This is a genomic window from Pseudomonas sp. H1_A03, from assembly GCF_054685145.1.
Genome location: NZ_CP162829.1, coordinates 378,692 through 396,816, shown reverse-complemented (window position 1 = coordinate 396,816; position 18,125 = coordinate 378,692). Strand labels below are relative to the sequence as shown.

17 protein-coding genes are annotated in these 18,125 nt (G+C 57.0%); 6 read left to right on the top strand and 11 right to left on the bottom strand.

Features of this window, described 5'->3' with window-relative positions; translation table 11 throughout:
* Nucleotides 1-108: 108 nt before the first annotated feature.
* Complete coding sequence (locus AB4O35_RS01815) at nt 109-1,962, bottom strand: Lnb N-terminal periplasmic domain-containing protein (RefSeq protein WP_065945483.1); 1,854 nt, start codon at nt 1,960-1,962, stop codon at nt 109-111.
* 93 nt (nt 1,963-2,055) lie between these two features.
* Entirely contained in the window at nt 2,056-2,544 is a 489-nt protein-coding gene (locus AB4O35_RS01810; RefSeq protein ID WP_010206666.1) for a DUF3015 domain-containing protein, read from the bottom strand.
* A gap of 267 nt (nt 2,545-2,811) precedes the next feature.
* Between AB4O35_RS01810 and AB4O35_RS01805 the strand changes: the two genes are divergently transcribed.
* A complete protein-coding gene (locus AB4O35_RS01805; protein WP_065875329.1) occupies nt 2,812-5,250 on the top strand; it encodes a Lon protease family protein in 2,439 nt (812 codons plus the stop codon).
* Nucleotides 5,251-5,663: 413 nt separating this feature from the next.
* On the top strand, nt 5,664-5,972 hold the full coding sequence (locus tag AB4O35_RS01800) for a PA4575 family protein (protein WP_049711465.1): 309 nt from the start codon (nt 5,664-5,666) through the stop codon (nt 5,970-5,972).
* A gap of 3 nt (nt 5,973-5,975) precedes the next feature.
* Here AB4O35_RS01800 and AB4O35_RS01795 read toward each other — a convergent pair whose 3' ends face one another.
* Nucleotides 5,976-7,799, bottom strand: a complete 1,824-nt coding sequence (locus AB4O35_RS01795) for a hypothetical protein (protein WP_083207074.1) — start codon at nt 7,797-7,799, stop codon at nt 5,976-5,978.
* A 165-nt stretch (nt 7,800-7,964) separates the two neighbouring features.
* Between AB4O35_RS01795 and AB4O35_RS01790 the strand changes: the two genes are divergently transcribed.
* Nucleotides 7,965-8,453 (top strand): TIGR00645 family protein, encoded by a 489-nt coding sequence (locus AB4O35_RS01790; protein WP_049711466.1) that lies wholly within the window; start codon nt 7,965-7,967, stop codon nt 8,451-8,453.
* A gap of 14 nt (nt 8,454-8,467) precedes the next feature.
* Here the strand turns inward: AB4O35_RS01790 and AB4O35_RS01785 are convergent, their stop codons facing one another.
* From AB4O35_RS01785 to AB4O35_RS01750, 8 genes are all read right to left on the bottom strand, one after another.
* Nucleotides 8,468-9,901: an ArnT family glycosyltransferase gene (locus AB4O35_RS01785; protein WP_065945482.1), complete on the bottom strand. Its 1,434-nt coding sequence runs from the start codon at nt 9,899-9,901 to the stop codon at nt 8,468-8,470.
* A gap of 135 nt (nt 9,902-10,036) precedes the next feature.
* The gene (locus AB4O35_RS01780; RefSeq protein WP_065875327.1) at nt 10,037-10,546 is read right to left on the bottom strand and encodes a hypothetical protein; all 510 of its coding nucleotides are present in this window, start codon (nt 10,544-10,546) and stop codon (nt 10,037-10,039) included.
* A gap of 347 nt (nt 10,547-10,893) precedes the next feature.
* Nucleotides 10,894-11,154 carry a DUF6124 family protein gene (locus AB4O35_RS01775; RefSeq protein ID WP_065909811.1) on the bottom strand — a complete coding sequence of 87 codons (261 nt, stop codon included), beginning with the start codon at nt 11,152-11,154 and terminating at the stop codon, nt 10,894-10,896.
* Nucleotides 11,155-11,615: 461 nt separating this feature from the next.
* Complete coding sequence (locus tag AB4O35_RS01770) at nt 11,616-12,122, bottom strand: hypothetical protein (RefSeq protein ID WP_048377395.1); 507 nt, start codon at nt 12,120-12,122, stop codon at nt 11,616-11,618.
* Between the two features lie 8 nt (nt 12,123-12,130).
* Nucleotides 12,131-13,237, bottom strand: a complete 1,107-nt coding sequence (locus AB4O35_RS01765; protein ID WP_048377394.1) for a helix-turn-helix domain-containing protein — start codon at nt 13,235-13,237, stop codon at nt 12,131-12,133.
* 90 nt (nt 13,238-13,327) lie between these two features.
* Nucleotides 13,328-14,479: a tyrosine-type recombinase/integrase gene (locus tag AB4O35_RS01760; protein WP_090513137.1), complete on the bottom strand. Its 1,152-nt coding sequence runs from the start codon at nt 14,477-14,479 to the stop codon at nt 13,328-13,330.
* A gap of 161 nt (nt 14,480-14,640) precedes the next feature.
* Nucleotides 14,641-14,784 (bottom strand): hypothetical protein, encoded by a 144-nt coding sequence (locus tag AB4O35_RS01755; protein ID WP_170860600.1) that lies wholly within the window; start codon nt 14,782-14,784, stop codon nt 14,641-14,643.
* A gap of 181 nt (nt 14,785-14,965) precedes the next feature.
* Nucleotides 14,966-15,331, bottom strand: a complete 366-nt coding sequence (locus tag AB4O35_RS01750) for a hypothetical protein (RefSeq protein WP_090513134.1) — start codon at nt 15,329-15,331, stop codon at nt 14,966-14,968.
* A 141-nt stretch (nt 15,332-15,472) separates the two neighbouring features.
* Between AB4O35_RS01750 and AB4O35_RS01745 the strand changes: the two genes are divergently transcribed.
* From AB4O35_RS01745 to AB4O35_RS01735, 3 genes are all read left to right on the top strand, one after another.
* Nucleotides 15,473-16,309 (top strand): hypothetical protein, encoded by an 837-nt coding sequence (locus tag AB4O35_RS01745; protein ID WP_090513132.1) that lies wholly within the window; start codon nt 15,473-15,475, stop codon nt 16,307-16,309.
* Nucleotides 16,310-16,477: 168 nt separating this feature from the next.
* A complete protein-coding gene (locus AB4O35_RS01740) occupies nt 16,478-17,095 on the top strand; it encodes a recombinase family protein (RefSeq protein ID WP_460149485.1) in 618 nt (205 codons plus the stop codon).
* A gap of 34 nt (nt 17,096-17,129) precedes the next feature.
* The gene (locus AB4O35_RS01735; RefSeq protein ID WP_460149483.1) at nt 17,130-18,008 is read left to right on the top strand and encodes a hypothetical protein; all 879 of its coding nucleotides are present in this window, start codon (nt 17,130-17,132) and stop codon (nt 18,006-18,008) included.
* Nucleotides 18,009-18,125: the final 117 nt, after the last annotated feature.

Here is an 18,125-nt window from a genome sequence, read left to right as displayed (position 1 = left end):
CTTGCTCCCGAAGGCGGTGTGTCAGTCACTGGAGATGTCGACTGATCCACCGTCTTCGGGAGCAAGCCCCCTCCCACATTTGATCTGTGTTGAGCTTTAGGGGCAGGTTCAGTAGTGATACCACTTCACTTCAAGCATCACTTCGTTGACCGGCGTGGAAAGGTGGCTGTACTCGCGCTGTGCACTCAACCGCAGCCCCAGGTTGCGTGACAGCTCCCACTGCTGGTTCAAGCTGATGCTGCGCCGCACTTCGCCATTGGTGAAGAAATCACCCTTGGCTTCCAAACTCAAATTACCCAGCGGATTCCTCCACAACATCCCGGTATTGAAACCGGCTGCGGGGGAGATGGCTTCGTTGAAGTCGTTGTTGTGTTCCACGCGTACGGTGCCAAGGGCGAAGCCGAGCATGTCGTCGCGCAGTTGCCAGGTGCCGCCGGCGCCGCCGTTGACGTGGGCGACCAGGGTTTCGTCGTCGTGTTTGCCAGGCACGCGCTCCAGACCGCCGGTGACTTGCCATGACCAGGGTTGCAACAGCGCGTTGCGCGGGGTCAGGGAGCGGATGGTGGCCAGGTCCAGTTGCTGCAGTTGCCAGTGGTTGCCCTCGTACTGGCGCAGTTTCATTTGCAGGATTTCGATCTGCGCGCCGAGGGGGAAGCCTTCAGCGTTGTCGTTGAGGTCGTGGTAGGCCATGCGCAGGCCGTATTCGCCAAAGGCTTTGTCGCCACGGGTGCCGATGCCGGCTTGCCAGGTGCGCGATTCATGGCCGTTTTCCGGCAGGCCGGGCGGTACGATTTTAAGGTCGGGCGCAGGGTTCTGATTGATCGCGCGCAGCAGTTCGAAGCTGCGCTGGGAGCGGGCGGTGTCGCGCTCCAGGCCATTGGCGCGGTAGCGGCCCAGGCGGTAAGCGGCGTCGATGATCAGGGCCTGGCGCTCGCGGGGCAGGGCTTTGAAGGCAGGCTCCTGCAATTGTTTCTGGTCGTCGCTGACCTTCAATACCCATTGCTGCTCGTCGCTGTCGAGTGGCTTGGCGCGCTCCAGCAGTTCGCGTTCGCGGGAAGGGCGGTAGTCGATCTTTTCTACCAGACCGGCCTCTTTCACGGCCTTGACCGTGTCGGTCGGGATGGCGGTCAGCGGAAATTGCTCGGTCAGGCGTAGGCCAGGGCGCGCCACTTGCAGCAGTTCCAGCAGGCGATAGGAGCAGTTTTCGTCAAAGAAGAAGTAGTCGAACTGGATCTGCTTGAGCTCCCACACGTGCTCGACCATGCGTTCGGTCTCGACCTGGGTGAGGTTGAGGCGGTATTCCCACAGGTCGCGGTTCTCGAGACTACGGTACTCGGAGAGTTTTTCCTGGTAGGGCACCAGGGCGAACAGGCCGGGGTAACCCCCCATCAAGCCTTTCCAGGCGTAGAGAATGCTGTTGTCGGAGCCCTCGATATAGGCGCCGAAGTTGATCGCGTAGCTGAGCAGGGCAGTGTTGTTGCTTTGCACGTCGGCCTGGTCGATGCGCAGCAGGGTGTGGCCGAACATCGACGAGGGGCTGTTGAGGTAGGCCGCCGGGAAGATCATCACCGCACTATGGGGGGCGACGTCCTTGAACCACTGCTTGAATTCTTTGCAGTCCACGGCAGGCAGGTCAGTAAGTTGCAACTGATCCTTGAGCCAGCGGGTTCGTGCGGGGTACACGCACTGGGCATGTTTTTCACCCAGGCTGGCCGGCGCGTAAAGGGCGTCGACGGTGGCCTTGAGTTCCGCATCCGGGTGATGGGCGCCGTCAGGTGCGAGGAAAAACTTTTTCTCGCTGACATAACTGCGCCAGCCGCTGATCTTGCCGGCTTCGTAGTGGCCCAGGGATAACCAGAAGGGGTCATTGGCCAATTGCTGCAAACGTTGATCATCGAGGTGCGGTGCCGCGTGCAGCGGGGCGCAGGCGAAGAGAGCCAGGCAAGCGAGGCGTTTGAGCATGGGGGCTACTTAAGTCGAAATAAAAAAAAGACCCAAGGGGGGACAGGTCGAAAAAATAAAACCCGCGCCTCGAAAGGCGCGGGCAGGTCGAGCTTAAGCCTGGGTAGCGTATTTCGCCAGACGGGCATCACTTTTCAGTACAGCAATGGTGTTGTTGTGCACGTCATCAGCAGTCACGTCAGCCTTGCTGAAGATTTGCTGGAAGTGCTCGTGAGTCACGGCAGCAAAGTGCTCGCGATCTTCCGGTGCAACACCCAGTACCACAGCGTAGGTAGTCAGCGCTTCGCCGTTACCCTTGGCCATGTCTTCGGACAGCTCGTTCATCATGCCATTCATGGCAATCCAGGACTTGCCGCCATAGCTCAGGGCGCTGTTGGTGCTGCAACCGTTGGTGCCCGAGGTCATGCCGAAGGTGGCGTTACCCGAAGTACCGTTGGTGGTGGAGGCCAGGAAGTGAGCTGGAGTACCGCGCTGGCCTTCAAACAACATGTTGCCCCAACCGCAGTTCGGGCCACCTGGTGCTTCTGCCATTGCATTGAGGGAGACGACGGTGAAGAGAGTACCGAGAAGGATCCGTTTCATAGCTTTGTTCTCTTTGTGTGCAAACCAATGGACAAGGGTTCAGGCACGTCAACGCGCCCTAGGGGTCGGTTATTAGTCCAACCCGCGCAGTTTGGAGTTTAGGCACGTTCTAAGGGTTCCGTGTATTTTTATAAAACAATTCGCGATGTCGCACTATTTTTGCGGGACGCATCCCGCGTCTATGCTTTCCCTCAAGCGCGCCTTGCCAGAGCGCGTAACCGGGAGCCAGAATGCCGTTATCTGCCCCGCCTGATGTAAGGAAGCCCGATGCCTGATCCTGTTGCTGCCAGCTTGCGTCTAGCGCCCGAAGCGCTGACTCGCCCTTTCTCCGCTGAACAGTTCAGCTTCTCGACCACCAATGATCTGGAGCCCTTTCGCGGTGTGCTTGGCCAGGAACGTGCGGTTGAAGCACTGCAGTTCGGTGTGGCCATGCCACGCCCCGGTTACAACGTGTTTGTCATGGGCGAGCCCGGCACCGGCCGCTTTTCGTTCGTCAAACGTTACCTGAAAGCCGAAGGCAAACGCCTGCAGACCCCGGCAGATTGGGTCTATGTGAATAATTTCGATGAGCCTCGCGAACCCCGCGCCCTGGAACTACCAGGCGGCGGGGCGGCGGCGTTTATTGCCGATATCAACGGCTTGGTCGACAACCTGGTCGCCACCTTCCCGGCGGTTTTCGAGCATCCGACGTATCAACAGCGCAAGAGTGCCATCGACCGCGCCTTCAACCAGCGCTACGACAAGGCCCTGGACGTAATCGAACGCCTGGCCCTGGAAAAAGACGTCGCGCTATACCGCGACAGCTCCAATATCGCCTTTACCCCGATGCTCGACGGCAAGGCGCTGGACGAGGCCGAGTTCTCGCAGCTACCGGAAGCCGATCGCGAGCGTTTCCACACGGATATTTCCGAGCTGGAAGAACGTCTCAATGAGGAACTGGCCAGCCTGCCGCAGTGGAAACGTGAGTCCAATAACCAACTGCGCCAGTTCAACGAAGAAACCATCACGCTGGCCCTGCAGCCTTTGCTCGCACCGCTGTCGGAAAAGTACGCGGAAAACGCCGCTGTCTGCGGTTATCTGCAAGCCATGCAGGTGTACCTGCTCAAGACCGTAGTCGAGCAACTGGTGGACGACGCCAAGACCGACGCCCAGGCGCGCAAGCTGCTTGAAGAGCAGTACTGCCCAAGCCTGGTGGTGGGCCATCCGGTCAACGGTGGCGCACCGGTGGTATTTGAACCGCACCCGACTTACGACAACCTGTTCGGCCGTATCGAATACAGCACCGACCAGGGCGCGCTCTACACCACCTATCGGCAATTACGTCCGGGCGCCTTGCACCGCGCCAATGGCGGTTTCCTGATTCTTGAAGCCGAAAAAATGCTCAGCGAACCGTTTGTCTGGGACGCCCTCAAGCGCTCCCTGCAGTCGCGCAAGCTGAAGATGGAATCGCCGTTGGGCGAGTTGGGCCGCCTGGCTACGGTGACCCTCAACCCGCAGATGATCCCACTGCAGGTCAAGGTCATCATCATTGGTTCCCGCCAGCTGTACTACGCGTTGCAGGACGCCGATCCGGATTTCCAGGAGATGTTCCGGGTGCTGGTGGATTTCGACGAAGACATCCCGATGGTCGATGAGAGCCTGGAGCAGTTCGCCCAATTGCTCAAAACCCGCACATCGGAAGAAGGCATGGCGCCGCTGACCTCGGATGCGGTGGCACGGCTGGCCACTTACAGCGCACGCTTGGCGGAACACCAGGGGCGCTTGTCGGCGCGCATTGGTGATTTGTTCCAACTGGTCAGCGAAGCGGATTTCATTCGCCACCTGGCGGGCGACGAAATGACCGACGCCGGTCATATCGAGCGCGCACTCAAGGCCAAGGCCACGCGCACCGGGCGCGTGTCGGCACGGATTCTCGACGACATGCTGGCCGGGGTCATCCTGATCGACACCGCAGGCGCGGCCGTCGGCAAGTGCAACGGGCTGACGGTGCTGGAGGTCGGTGACTCGGCGTTCGGCGTGCCGGCGCGGATTTCCGCCACGGTGTACCCGGGCGGCAGCGGCATTGTAGACATCGAGCGTGAGGTTAACCTCGGCCAGCCGATTCACTCCAAGGGGGTGATGATCCTCACCGGTTACCTGGGTAGCCGTTATGCCCAGGAATTCCCGCTGGCGATCTCGGCCAGCATCGCGCTGGAGCAATCCTACGGCTACGTGGACGGCGACAGTGCGTCCCTGGGCGAGGCGTGCACCTTGATCTCGGCCTTGTCGAAGACGCCGCTCAAACAGTGCTTTGCCATCACCGGTTCGATCAATCAGTTTGGTGAAGTGCAGGCGGTGGGCGGGGTCAACGAGAAGATCGAAGGTTTCTTCCGCCTCTGTGAAGCACGCGGGCTGACCGGCGAGCAAGGGGCGATCATTCCGCAAGCCAACGTCGCCACGCTGATGCTTGATGAGAAGGTGCTGCAGGCGGTGCGCGCCGGGCAGTTCCACATCTATGCCGTGCGCCAGGCGGATGAGGCCTTGAGCCTACTGGTGGGTGAGGATGCCGGTGAGCCGGATGCGGAAGGGCAGTTCCCTGAAGGCACGGTCAATGCGCGTGTGGTAGAGCGCTTGCGCGCGATTGCCGAGATGATCAGCGAGGAAGACTTGAAGGAGGCGGAGAAGGAGTTGGCACAGCAGGCGTTGGCGGAAGCCAAACCCACCTGATTTTTTTGTCGTGATGCGGTCAAGTGTGGGAGCTGGCTTGTCGGGTCGCCGCACCGCTGCGATAGCCATAGGTATCTACACATCTTGAGGGTGCCCTCTGCTACGCAATTTCACTTTGAAGATGTGTAGATACTTATGCTGCGATAGCGGTCTTCCCGTTAACGGAGATGTTGCCTGGACGTCAGTCATCGCAGGCAAGCCAGCTCCCAGATTGACGGTGGTGTATTCGGAGAAATCACGAAACCGCCATAAATTTGACTTAGGTTGAGGGGCCAGCGCCGTTGGTCCCTACAGCCTTGGTTTGTCGCGGTTTTCTTCTATTCTGTGTTCAAGGGATATCCACAGGAGTCGCTGGATAGAGACAGCCTCGCCCCAGGCGCAGGTTGAACACCGATCTAACGAGGGTCGCCGCCATGCCGCGCAACCTTTGCCTCACCCGCCAGTGCTTTGGCCTAGTCACCCGTATCGAATGTTCCATTCGCCCTCTCGCGGGCGATAACGGCATGTGGACGTTGTTGTTTGCCGCCGGAATGACCGGCGAACAACCCTCCACTATCAAGTCCCAGGGCCCGTTTCACGGCCCCTTCGTGGCGGAGAACATTCTGGAATCCATCGTTGATAGCCTGACCCTGCATGGCTATGAGCAGGCGGGCGATCCGCAGATCTGGAGCCTGCACATGCAGGCCCATCTGCGACAGCTCAATGGTGATACCCAGCACTGAGTGCTATTTGCTCTCGGGCTTGTCCAGCTTGACTTCAAAGCCGTACTGCACGGTGCTGAGGTCGGTGCGTTGGTAGCTTTCCAGGGACGTAGGCTGGCCGTAGAAATAATGCACGTCAAACAGCGCCGTGCCGTATTCCTCGGCGCGGTGGCTCACACCCAGGATTTCCTTGAGGTAGTTGCCGCTGGCGTCCTTGGCGTAGAAGCGCCAGCTGTCGGCAGGGAATTCCTTCTGGTCCACGACCAGCGCGTTGTCCTTGAGCGACAGCCCTTTGGGGAGCTTGCCTACCTCAATGTCGGCTTTTTCGATGGTCGCCAGGAACAGTGGAATCGAGCCCACCACAAACGCCGGGTTTTCCGGAAACAGGTTGAGGTCATAGGTGAGGGTGCCGCGCGCCGGGTTCAGTTCGAAGGCCTCAGTCGGCAATTCGATCGGCTCCCCGCGTTCGCCCTTTTCGTCGGCGGTAAAGAAGGTCACCGGCGATTCGCTGCTGTTGCGCTCACTGCCCACCAGGTCGTCATTGAAGGTGAACGGGTGGTCAAACACGATGTGTGCGGCACTGGCGTCCTCGACCGACTGGCTGATGGTGACGCTGTTTTTCAGCTGCTCTTCGGTCATGCTCGCGTCTTTGAGCCAACTGGCGGCGCCGTCGTCGTACACGGTGACCGGCATTGGCAAGGCCTGTACGGTTTGCTGCAGGCTGTTCTTGTCAAAGCGCAACACGGGCAGGTCGAGGTCTTTGCGGGTAAGCGTAGCGGTGGAGAAATCCAGTACGTTGACCTGCAGGTTGTCGATCACGCCATTGAAATACACCTTGGCGTAATGGCTGCTCTGCTTGTGTTCGAAGGCTTTTTGTTCATCGGTGAGCTGTTTTTCGAATGCCTCCGACCAGACTTTCTGCTTTCGCATTTCGGCCAGTTGCTTCTCGTAGAACGCCACCTGCGCGCTGCTTTCGTTGATCGAGCCCGAGCGTGTAAGGAATTGCCCAGTGCTGTCCCGTGCCTGTACCAGCAGTGGGTTGGGCGACTCGTCACCCACTTCCGGTGCCAGTGGTTGGCTGTTGATCAGCTCGATCTCGGCGTAGTTTTTCTCCAGGAGCAGCAGGTTGAGGGTGATATTGCCTTCGGTACGCTTGTGGCCGACGTCCTTTTTCGACAAATCAAACGTCAACACCTTGCCCGGCGCAACCACTTCAATGGTGCCCTTTAGGTTGACGGGTTGCGGCTGGCTCTTGTTTTCGGTTTCGATGCCGTCGATAAACGGGTAGGTCACCGTCAAGTCGTCGGGGTTGGTCAGGTTGGAACTGCTGGGGCTCAGTTGGATGCCCGGATCGGTTTCCGACCATTCCGGCTGAAAGGGGATGACCTTGTTGTTGCTCAAGGTCACGGACTTCCATTCCAGGCCATGGGGAAAGGGGAATGGGTCCGGGACACTGAAATTAAACGGGAAGACCGGCTGCAAGTCCGTCAAATAGTCGGAGTGTGAGGTTTTACGCAGCACGAACAGGCTATTGATGTAGGTGTCCACCAGCGCCTGGGGCGTGGGGTAGTGCCTGAGCAGGGCCAGGCTGTCTTCGCCGTATTCGGCTTCGATGGGCTTGGTGGCAAGCTTGGCCCGTGCCCGTTCCAGTAACAGCAGTGAACCGCCAAGTTCGGCAACGGCGTCGCGCAGCTTGGGGTCTTGGATGCTGTCGAGGGAGTGTTCGAATTGTGCGGTTTTCTCTTCGAGGGTGGCCTGCTTCTGCTCGTCGCTGGGGGAGCAGCCGCCGGCCAGCAGCAATGCCGCGCACAGGCCGAGATTGGCCAAAGGGGATCGCACATCCATCATCTGAGTTTTTCCTGTCCGACATCATCGAGCCGATTTTTATTGGGCTCGACACTAGCAGAAAAATTCTCTTACAGATGCCGCCCAGGTCAGTTTTCTCGTGGTTACAGGTGTTTTGTAACCGCTGGTATACTCGCCACCATTTTTAGCCACGCTGTGTGAGATCCCATGGAACGCTTTATCGAAAATACTATGTACGCCTCACGCTGGCTGTTGGCGCCCATCTACCTGGGGTTGTCCCTGGGCTTGCTGATCCTGGCGCTGAAGTTCTTCCAGGAAATCATCCACGTCATTCCCACGGTTTTTACCATGCTGGAATCTGAGGTGATCCTGCTGCTGTTGTCGTTGATCGACATGGCGCTGGTCGGTGGCTTGCTGGTGATGGTGATGATTTCCGGCTACGAGAACTTCGTCTCGCAGCTGGATATCGATGAAAACAAAGAAAAGCTCAACTGGCTCGGCACCATGGACTCTTCGTCGCTGAAGATGAAAGTCGCGGCCTCCATCGTGGCGATCTCGTCCATCCACCTGCTGCGCATCTTCATGGACGCCAAGAACGTCGATCCGGAGCATTTGATGTGGTACGTGATCATCCACATGACCTTTGTCGTGTCGGCGTTCGCCATGGGCTACCTGGACAAACTCACCAAGCACTGATGTGTGCGCCGGCCTTACTGTTCCACGAAATAGTAAGGCTGGCGATTGATCGACATCTCCTTGGCGACCCTCACCGGCGTGCTCAAACCGTTGGTATGGTCCAGCAACGCAATGTTGCCGGGCTTGGCGGCGAGGTAATCGTGCAACTCGGCCTCGGTTTGCAGGATGGGCAGGTAGCCCCGCAGATAGAACACGCTGGCCCCGGCGATGCGTTCATTGGGCTGAAACAGCACAACTTCTTTGCCTTCGTCTTTGAGCGCCTGGATCTGGCTGATCACCGGCACGAACGATTGGCGCACGTCGGCCTTGGGCGCGAACCAGAAGGCGGCTGCCAGGTAGCAGGCCACGGCCAGGGTGAAAACGCTGCTGACTAGTGGTCTATGGTGTTTGTACAGCGCGGGCTTGTGGTCTTTCAGCCAGCCCAGCAGCACCCGCGCATATTCTGCCGCCAACACGGCGGCGGCCGGCGTCAGTGCCATCAGGTACACCGTGCGCTTGCTGGACGCCAGCGTCAGCAGGGTGAACTGCGCCACCAGCCAGACACTGAAAAACAGCCGGTAGCGGTTGCGCACCAGGCTTTTGCGGAAATGCCACAGGCCCAGGTACACCAGGATGTTCCAGGGCAAGAACGCTTGAGGTAGTTTTGCGATGTAGTAATACATCGGCTCATAGTGCCCCGCCTCGACGAACGAACCGCTGAAGCGCCCGACACTGTTGGTCCACAGCACTTCGCCCACCGCTTGCATACCGCCGCGTTGGAACAGAAAGCCCAGCCAGATCAGCAGCGGCACAAGCGCCAACAAGGTAAACAGCGCCGGCTTGAGCCAGTCGCCGATGCGTAGGCGCTTGTCCATCAGGCTGGTGCTGGCCAGGTACACAAAAATCACAATGCCCGGCATCGCCAGGCCCAGCACGCCTTTACTCAGGGTGGCGATCACCATCCCGGCCGTGAAGAGCGCCCATGCGCCCGCGCTTGAACCTTGGCGATCGGGCCGCACGGCTTGGTAAAACGCCAGCAGCGCTGTGGTCACGCCCAGGCTGAGCAACGAATCCTCACCCACGCCGCGCACATTGCTCCAGTAACTGGCCATGGTTGCCAGGATCAACGCCGCGCTGAACGCCAGCGTCTGCGGCCGTCCGAACCGGCGCAGCATTGCGTAGAGCAGCATCACGCTGAACAACCCGGCAAATGCCGAGGCCAGGCGCACGGCCCAGGTGGTGCCGCCAAACAGGCGAATGGCCCCGGCATCGATCCACAGGCTCAGGGGCGGTTTTTCCAGGAAGGGCTCACGAAACAACTGGGGCACCACCCAGTTATTGTCCAGGTGCATGGCCATGGCGATGCCGGCGACGCGCGCTTCGGTGGAGCCTTGCAGCTCATGGTTACCCAGGGCGAAGAAGAACAACAGACCAGCAAGCAGGAGTAATAGGGGAGCGGGACGCGTCATGGGTTGTGGCTACCAAGGCAGGAGGACCGTCCGGGGGAACGGTCATTGCAGTTGGCTAGTATCCGTCTGTGTTTCTGAACGTTTCGTGAACAGATGGGAGAATAGTGAGGGGCGCCTATTGGGCGGTATAGGAAGTCACAGGCGCGTGGTGTCTATTACAACAATTCCCAACGGTCCACTACGTTTTTCCACCCTTACCCAACCCTGTTCACCGTAGTAGCTGGTACGGCAAATTTTAATCTGTTTGTTCACTTCCGTATCGAATACCCGGATGCCTGCGCAATTATGCCTGCCTCCCGCTGCATATTCGTACGAAGTCACATAGCTGCTGAATACCGTGCTCGTAAGCAGAATAACCACCGATAGCAGCGCATCCATCACCAAGCCACTGGCGATGAGCAAGCCGAAAAAGACTTTTAATCGATCCAGCGGTTTTTTGCGCAGGAACCTGGAGTTCCCGGTATGCCACCCCCACACCATCAAGATGATTGCCAGCGCTGGCGATGAGATCAGGGCGATCTTTTCAGCTATCGGGTTGAAATGTGCAGACGGCCAGATAATGAATGTCCAGACCAGAATCAGCGCGATGAGGAGTAGCAGGCCAATGGTGGTTGGTATCAGGTAGGCATAGGAGTTTTTGTTCAATGCGACGTTCGTCCTTGTAGTCGGAGCCTGCCGCTGGTGTCTCTCGGAGACAGGGCAGTAGTGCAGCATTGAATTGTAAAGGATGTGCCCCTTGGGTGGTGCGCTGAGAGCGTGAGCCGGGGAAATTAGACGATGGCAAATCGCAGACAAAGAAAAGCCCGCGATGGGGAGAAGCGGGCTTGAAAGGGATATTCACAAGGAGCTGGTATAACCATAGACGCTCAAGTGTGAAAGGGGCGTGAAAGCCTGAGCTCAGTGTGAAGTGGTGATTGCCAGGGTGAGTTGTTGGACCGTTTTCAGCGGCGTCAGCCTGCACGTGACTCGGCTTTTTTGATTTGCTACTGAGGTTACGTCGGGAACGGTTGCGCGTCAGCGGTGGAGGCCAGCGTGACGAGCACACGCTCGATGAGTAATCCGCCCAGCACCACCAGTTGCTGGCTACCCAAGAGTTTTTGACGGGTTAATCCGTCGAGTTCGAAGGCCAGGTCTGTGATGATTGCGTCCAGCGATGCAAGGGTTTCGCTGGCTTGGATCAGCAGTGTTTCGGGATCGATGTTCTCATTGACCGTGAAGAGAGTCGCTGGAGGATTGGGCGTGATTTTTTTCATGATGAAGCTCCTACACTGTTAAAGGAGCTGCCGCCCCCTGCTGTCAAACAGGATTGGGTGGCAGCTGTACGCGGGTTGACAGACCGGAAGTGTAGGAACCCGGCGCACCCGAAGATGCCCCACGCACAGCCGCCATGAACGAGACGGAATGCGCGAAGCATGCCGCTAAGTCACGGGGTGTGAAAGGTTACACTTTTCGGCCTGTCAAAGCCGGACGCTGATGAGCAGCGACTGAGGGAAATTAGCGTTGTGCCCGAGCTTGCGCCAGTTCATGAATGGCGCGACATCTTGAAGGAAAAATCCGAAGCGCCGTTTTGCGGTGATTTCCGAACCCCAGAAACAACAAAACCCGCACTAGGCGGGTTTTGTCGATGCTTTGAATTGGGGCCGGGGGGATTTGAACCCGCAGCCAAGCAAGCAATTACGTGCCCTCCAGCGAAGAGGCTGGCATAAGGCTGTCATTACATCCCGAGCAGCAGTTTGGTCTTGCGTACGCTCAGCCAATTTTCCGAGAAGTTATCTCGAAGGTTACTGGTTGTATGGGCGCTAATGTGCTTGTTCATGGCCTCCAGAGACACTAGTCGATCCAGCCATTTGCTGTGATGGCAGTAGCGGACTGCGGCCATATCCGGGCTATTCAGGAACCACGTCGTCTTAGGATCAAGCGACCGGGCGTAAATTATCAAGTCGCGCTCACCTGGATCGAGCAACACGTTAGGGTTGTCCAGTGCGAACTGAGCCCTTGCCTCATTCGTGATATTTTCGATGTGATGGAATGAGCCACGAAGAGGTGCCAATTGAATCGTCTGAGCTGGGCTTCTGTTCTGAAAGCCCGTTTGAGTTTCTTCCACGACAGTCTCAACCGTCGCAAGCCTGAAATAGCTCGCTAACGTGTTCCAGCAAGTGACCCTGTGAGCCTCTAGGATCACATTGGTATCGACAAGTACGATTTGATCCTTCTCGAACATCGTTATCCTCAAAGGTCGTACGGAGTCGGGAGATTATGATTCTCGAAGAGCTTCGCAAGCTCATCTACGGTCACGCCCAGAAGCGAGGCTCCTCTGCGCACCGAGACATAACCCTCGTCAATGCCCCAGCCCAGGGCCGCCATAAATCGCTTACCGTACTTGGCTGGTGGCTTGGTGCGCTGAGCCTCACCAAGGTTTCGAATAAATTCTTCGCTAACAATGGCACTCTTATTGAGCTTGCCCATGTTAACCAACCGCCATTGAAGAGCAACCGCACTAACTCCAAGAATCTGCGCATTTGAGGTAAGCCAGGTTGCGAGTTCTGAACCTTTTTTTAGCTCAGACTTCTCAATTAGCCTCTCAATTAGACTGCCCGGCATGAGCAAGCCTGCCGCAAAATTGTCAGCGAGCTGCTCTACTCGTTTCGATTTCTTATCAGTTGGAGTTTCAATATCCAGCCTAGGAGGCGGCATTGTGTCCCAAGTTATTAGGTGAAAAAGCTCGTGGGCCATATCGTAATTGCGCCGAGCCAGAGTTTCATTCCGGTTGATCACAATTGCGTTCAGCTGGTTCAGCCGGCATGCTGCCCCGGAGATGCCTTGCTCGGTGTCAACTTCAAGTACAAGAGTGTCAAGCTTTTCCTCGAGCGCATCAGCTAGCCTCTGAGATGGAATATTACCAAGCTCAAGAGCCTTTCCCATAGCCTCGCCTTCGGCGACAGCCTCTTCGAAGGTAGATTGGTGATTCAGCGCCACTCGCCGAGTTGACGAGTTAATCACCTCTCCTTTCAACTTCGATAGGTGGCGATAGGCCGCTATCCACCGGCCTGCTCGCAGCTCGAAATCATCCAGCAGTTCGGGCTTAGTGCCGTTTTGCCGCCAAGAGAAATGGCCTTCCCCTGCTAGTTCAAAAGGATCGGTAAAGTAGTCTAGGGAAACGCCAAACACTTCCGCTGCTCGAACCATTTCCTCGGAGCTGAGTTTGCGCTCTCCGGTCTCGATCTGAGACAGAGTCTGGCGATCCTTGAAGCCAAGTGCTTCGGCGAGAGCCTCTTGCGTCAGGCCGTGCTTGCGACGCAGATGCTGTAGGCGGAAGGTAATATTTGGGGTGGTCATGGCTCCTCCATTCGGTTGCGGAGCATAGTCATCAGTATTGGTCCATGCAAGGAAATCTTGCAATATATGCTTTTGCAAGATTTTATGGGTTTACACTTCGGGTGGTTCCCACATTGCTTCTGCCCTGTTCCCAGCGTCTAGATCGGCCGTCGGCATCCAACGGCCGTACACTCTGGCAATCATCGTCCAGTCGCTATGCCCCATCTGCTTGGCCACCCACATTGGATGCTCCCCAGAAGACAGCATCATTGAGGCGTAGGTGTGGCGCGTTTGGTAGGGGCGTCTGTACCGAACCCTGGCCTTCTTCATCGCATGCACCCACATGGTTTTTCGAATCGGCTGATCACCGGCCCATCGCTCGCCAGTCCGAGGGTTCTGGAACACCTCATTACCTGCGTGGAAAGTGTGAGCCTTTTGCGCGGTCAGCGCGGCAAGGGCGGGCATCAACAGTTTGATGCTGCGTTTCCCCGCCACGGTCTTGGTCACTTCAGCCTTTCCTCCTGCCGCTTGGGTCATTGCCCGGGACACATAAGCCTCTCCCTTCAGCCAGTCGATATCCCCCCAGTCCAGCGCCACGAGTTCGCTTGTGCGCATTCCGGTCCAGAGTGCGAACTGCACTAGGTTGCGAGCCTGCCCATCAATAGAAGCCAGGATTGCTCGCTGCTCCTCTGGTGAGAACGGATCCACGTCATCCTCCTTTACCTGATCCTTCCGGGTATACGTCCAGCCGGCCAGAGGGTTCACCTCCACCAGCTCTTCATCGACAGCATCGTTCAGGGCTGAGCGCAGGCAGCTCTGGATGTTTCTCAAGGTTTTGTTACTGACCTGTAAGGTTGCAAGCCAGTCACGCACTGCCTTGCGCTTCAGGTCGACCACCATGGCATGGCCGAGGGCTGGTACCAGACGAAGCTCTACGATCTTTCGGTAACCCTCATAAGTGCTGTTGGAGACATGCTTCTGTTTTCCAGCCAGCCAGCGGGTCAGAAAACCGGCAACCGTCTCCCTACTAGACTCGGGCGCGAACTGCACCGCCCTAGGCGAGCGGGGGAAGGTGATGGCGTAATCGAAGGTGCCTGCAGCAATGGCGTGCTCAATAGCTGCTTTGTGCCGCTCGGCAAGCTTTAGGTTAGTGGCGGTGGGCTTGAGTGAGAGGCGCTCACGGCACCGAACCCCGCGGTACATGAACGTGATTTCGATACTCGAGTCCGAGACCGCCCGAACTCCCCGCCCATCTCTACCCATGATTCATATCCCTCTACATCGATTAAAACCCGGCCATCTGGGGCCTTGATCCATATTTCTCCGAGCCGCCAAATTCCGTCGCGAAGCTTCGAGCGGATAGCGTCTTCGGAGTAGCCAGACGCGCTGGCAAACTTTCTGATGGTTACGTAGCGCATACGTCGTTATTCCTGACTGATCAGGATTTGTGATTGCGCGCAAGGTGGCGTATCTGCCCGTTGACTCCGGCTTGCTGGAAAAGTGTTGGCTTCCGGATTTTTCGCGAGTTCCTGCTTGTGCAGGCAGCGGTTAACTTTGGTTTTGGTCATTTCCGAGTCCCCTTCAACTACACGGCTAGCCTACGGGTGGCTGCCCCGCGTGTGTTTCGCTTTCAAGCAACAAAAGCGACGGAAATTAAAAGTCTGGTAATTCCCTGCCAGGTGGATGGACGAGGCCACGTGGGCTGACGCAGTCAGATTGCTGCTTGCTCTCTGAAACCCAAGGACAACCTCAGGTTTGATGTAGCCTTTTCTGCTCGTAGGCGATGCGGTTCATTACGCAGATTGGAATTGCGAACCCTTGAATATTTGTTTTGAAGGTTTCGCAACCGTCTTCGACGATTCCACAGGGCACACCCCGGCGGAAACGCATTCCCCTGCCGATGTAGTTGCGCAGGATGATTTCCCAGGACTCATCGTCGTAGTAGAAACCTGTGATGTCAGCCCAGTTGGCCTTGACTCCGCTTCCAATGACTCCTTCAGGTGTCAGGCAGAAAATTTCTACCTGGTTTTCCTGGGTGACTGGTACGGCGTAAATCCGGCCATTCGGTGCTACTGGTGGGAAAGTTCGCCCGTTCCCAAGGTCACGAAATTCCATGGTAGTGCTCCGTGTGCATGACGTTGCATGACACGCTATGCCAGGTCTTGGAAATCCCAAGCCGGCCCTGTCGAAGGGTTATGCCGTTGGGTTTTCTGCAAGCCGCCGTAAGCTGTGTTGATCACAACAGGGATTAGCGCCATGGGTAGTACATCAACAGCGATTCGAGCTAGCTTGCTGGCTGCGGCAGTAGCTTTTCTGGTTGGGTGTTCTGCCACTCAATCGCCGAAGACAGTTCAGCTTCCTGAGCCAAAGGATGTCCCGAAGGAAAAATGGTCGGATGCAATGCACGTTCTGACTGCCATGGGAATTTCCGGGCAGCGTGACGTTCCAATCGAGATGGTAGGGGGAGTTGATAGAGTGAGCCCCGCCAACAGCTCAGGGGCAGGGCTAGGGGACGCTGGATTAAGTGCGATTGGATATGTGTCACCGCCTTCAGGCATGAGCGGTGGCGCAGCCGCAGGTGTTGGCTTGGGTTTGATGCTACTGGGTGGATCAAGTGATCCGGCTCGTGCAACTCAGGTTGTTGCCTGGGTGCCTTCCGATCAGGCCGGCTCACCACAGGAGGCATCGGCTCTGGCCCTGCAGAAGGTGGAGGAGGCCCGCAGAAAGAGTTTTTCAGGTGGTATGTCAAAGCTGGGTATGCAGACCGGCCGATACCCTGATGGTCATTCGCGCTCGTACGCAACGCCAGCAGATATTTTTGCGGAGCGTCCTATCCCATTCGCGGATACACCCGCAGCCTCACCAAGCTTCTTGGCGTCGCCTCGCAGCTACGGGCCAATCTTTATCCGGCACAACCAGTTCACGCTTGATGCCTACAAGAATGACATGACGACCTCGGAAGCCATGCTGCTCGCATCGAAGCGCTTACCCGACTGGATCTACATTTACCATCCAGGCCAACGGTTGAGAAAGAATTCGATCCCTGCGGCAATCTTCAATCAGGGCCGCGCTCTCTATTTCGTCGGTAAGTAATTCTGCTGGGCTTTATCGCCGCGGGTTTCTCAAAGCTCTCGGCGATATTTTTGGGTGTGCCTATCCAGATACAGGCTTATTTTGCCTTTTACGTGCTTTTCGCTTGATAAGTAACACCCATAGTGCAACGTTATTAGTGGAACGCCCTAACTGATACAGGCACCCGTCATGTTCATCCGCGCATACCTCCGAGCCTCCACCGAAGAGCAAGACGCCGGCCGTGCCCGGGCGTCGCTCGAGCAGTTCGCCAGCGATAATAACAAGGTCATTGCAAGCGTGTACCTGGAGAACGCCAGCGGCGCCACAGCCGACCGGCCTGAGCTAATGCGCCTGCTCAAGGATGCCCGCAAGGGTGACGTATTGCTGGTGGAGTCGATAGACCGTCTCTCCCGCCTCCCGGTGGAGGACTGGCAAAAGCTCAAGGCTGCGATCGATTCCAAGGGCCTGCGCATCGTTGCACTCGACCTGCCGACCAGCTATCAGGGAATGCAGGACACCAAAGGCGACGAGTTCACCGGGCGGATGCTGGGAGCGATCAACTCGATGCTGGTGGAGATGATGGCCGCGATCGCACGCAAGGACTATGAGCAGCGCCGCGAGCGCCAGGCCCAGGGCATTGAAAAGGCCAAAGCCTCTGGTAAGTATCAAGGCCGCCCGGTTGACGCTGACCTGCACAAGCGCGTGACCGAGCTGCTTGGCGCGGGTCTGGGCATCCGCGCCACAGCAAGGCACGCGAACTGCTCCACCACCACCGTACTTCGCATTCGCGACATCGCCAGCTCGTAGCCGCAAAAACATCATGAAAAAGGACGGTTTGTCGATGGACGCAGAGCTGAACGCTGCAGAAAAGATTGAACTCAATAAGCAGTACAACGATTCCCTGAAGAAGTTTGACCTCGCGACGTGTGAAGCCGTTGCTGTCAGCCAGTCGATTGGCGTGCAAATGGCAGAACCACATTTAGGCCACTCAACCTATGTCTTCGCCAGGCTGTGTAACCATGCGATCGCAATAATTTCGGCCGTGCCCCGCTCAAGATGGGTGCGAGCAGATTTTGAGCAATGGGATTTTGGGGTTGCGGCTGGTCATAGCCGAGCAATTATTGAAGGGTATCTCCTATTTCTATACATCGTAGAGGAACCAGAGAGCCGGGAGGAATGGTCGGTACGAATTAACGTCATGTATCTCAACGACTGCATGAGAAGAGTAAAAATGCTGAGCAATATCGGAGCCGATGAAGGAGTCGGAGGCTTGCAACAGCAAGCAGAGGAGTTGAGAGAAAGATTAAACAGTAATCCGTGGTTCCAAACCCTGCCCCAACAGGTTAAGAAACGGTGCTTGTCAGGTGACAACCTAATGATTCCAACCAGAGACGAAATGCTCGTACGTGCTGGCTGGGAAAAGAAGACGTTTTACGCATATTGGGATCTCTTATCTCAATACGCACACGTACTACCAATTTCTTTCTTCCGAATGGAACCGAATGGACGAGGTACGGGATTAGAAAACGACACGGATAAAGGATATTTGTCGACGATGCTAGACCTGTGCGCAGATACCCTAGAGAAAGCCACGGACCTAATGACGGCAGCGTTCCCCGATACTGCAGCGGCAAGACAAGGCCTTAAATCAAAATTTGATCCTGGCCCAAGGAGTAACCGCCCAGCCCCGCCGAAACCGAAACGAAAAAAGCGTCGATAAACGCCCAAGCCCCTAGCACTTACACCCGCCCTGCACCCATGAGTGCTAAGCGAGAGAAACAGAAATTGCTGGAGGCCTTGATTTATATGGTGTCACAGGGCCGGTTCGAACGGCCAA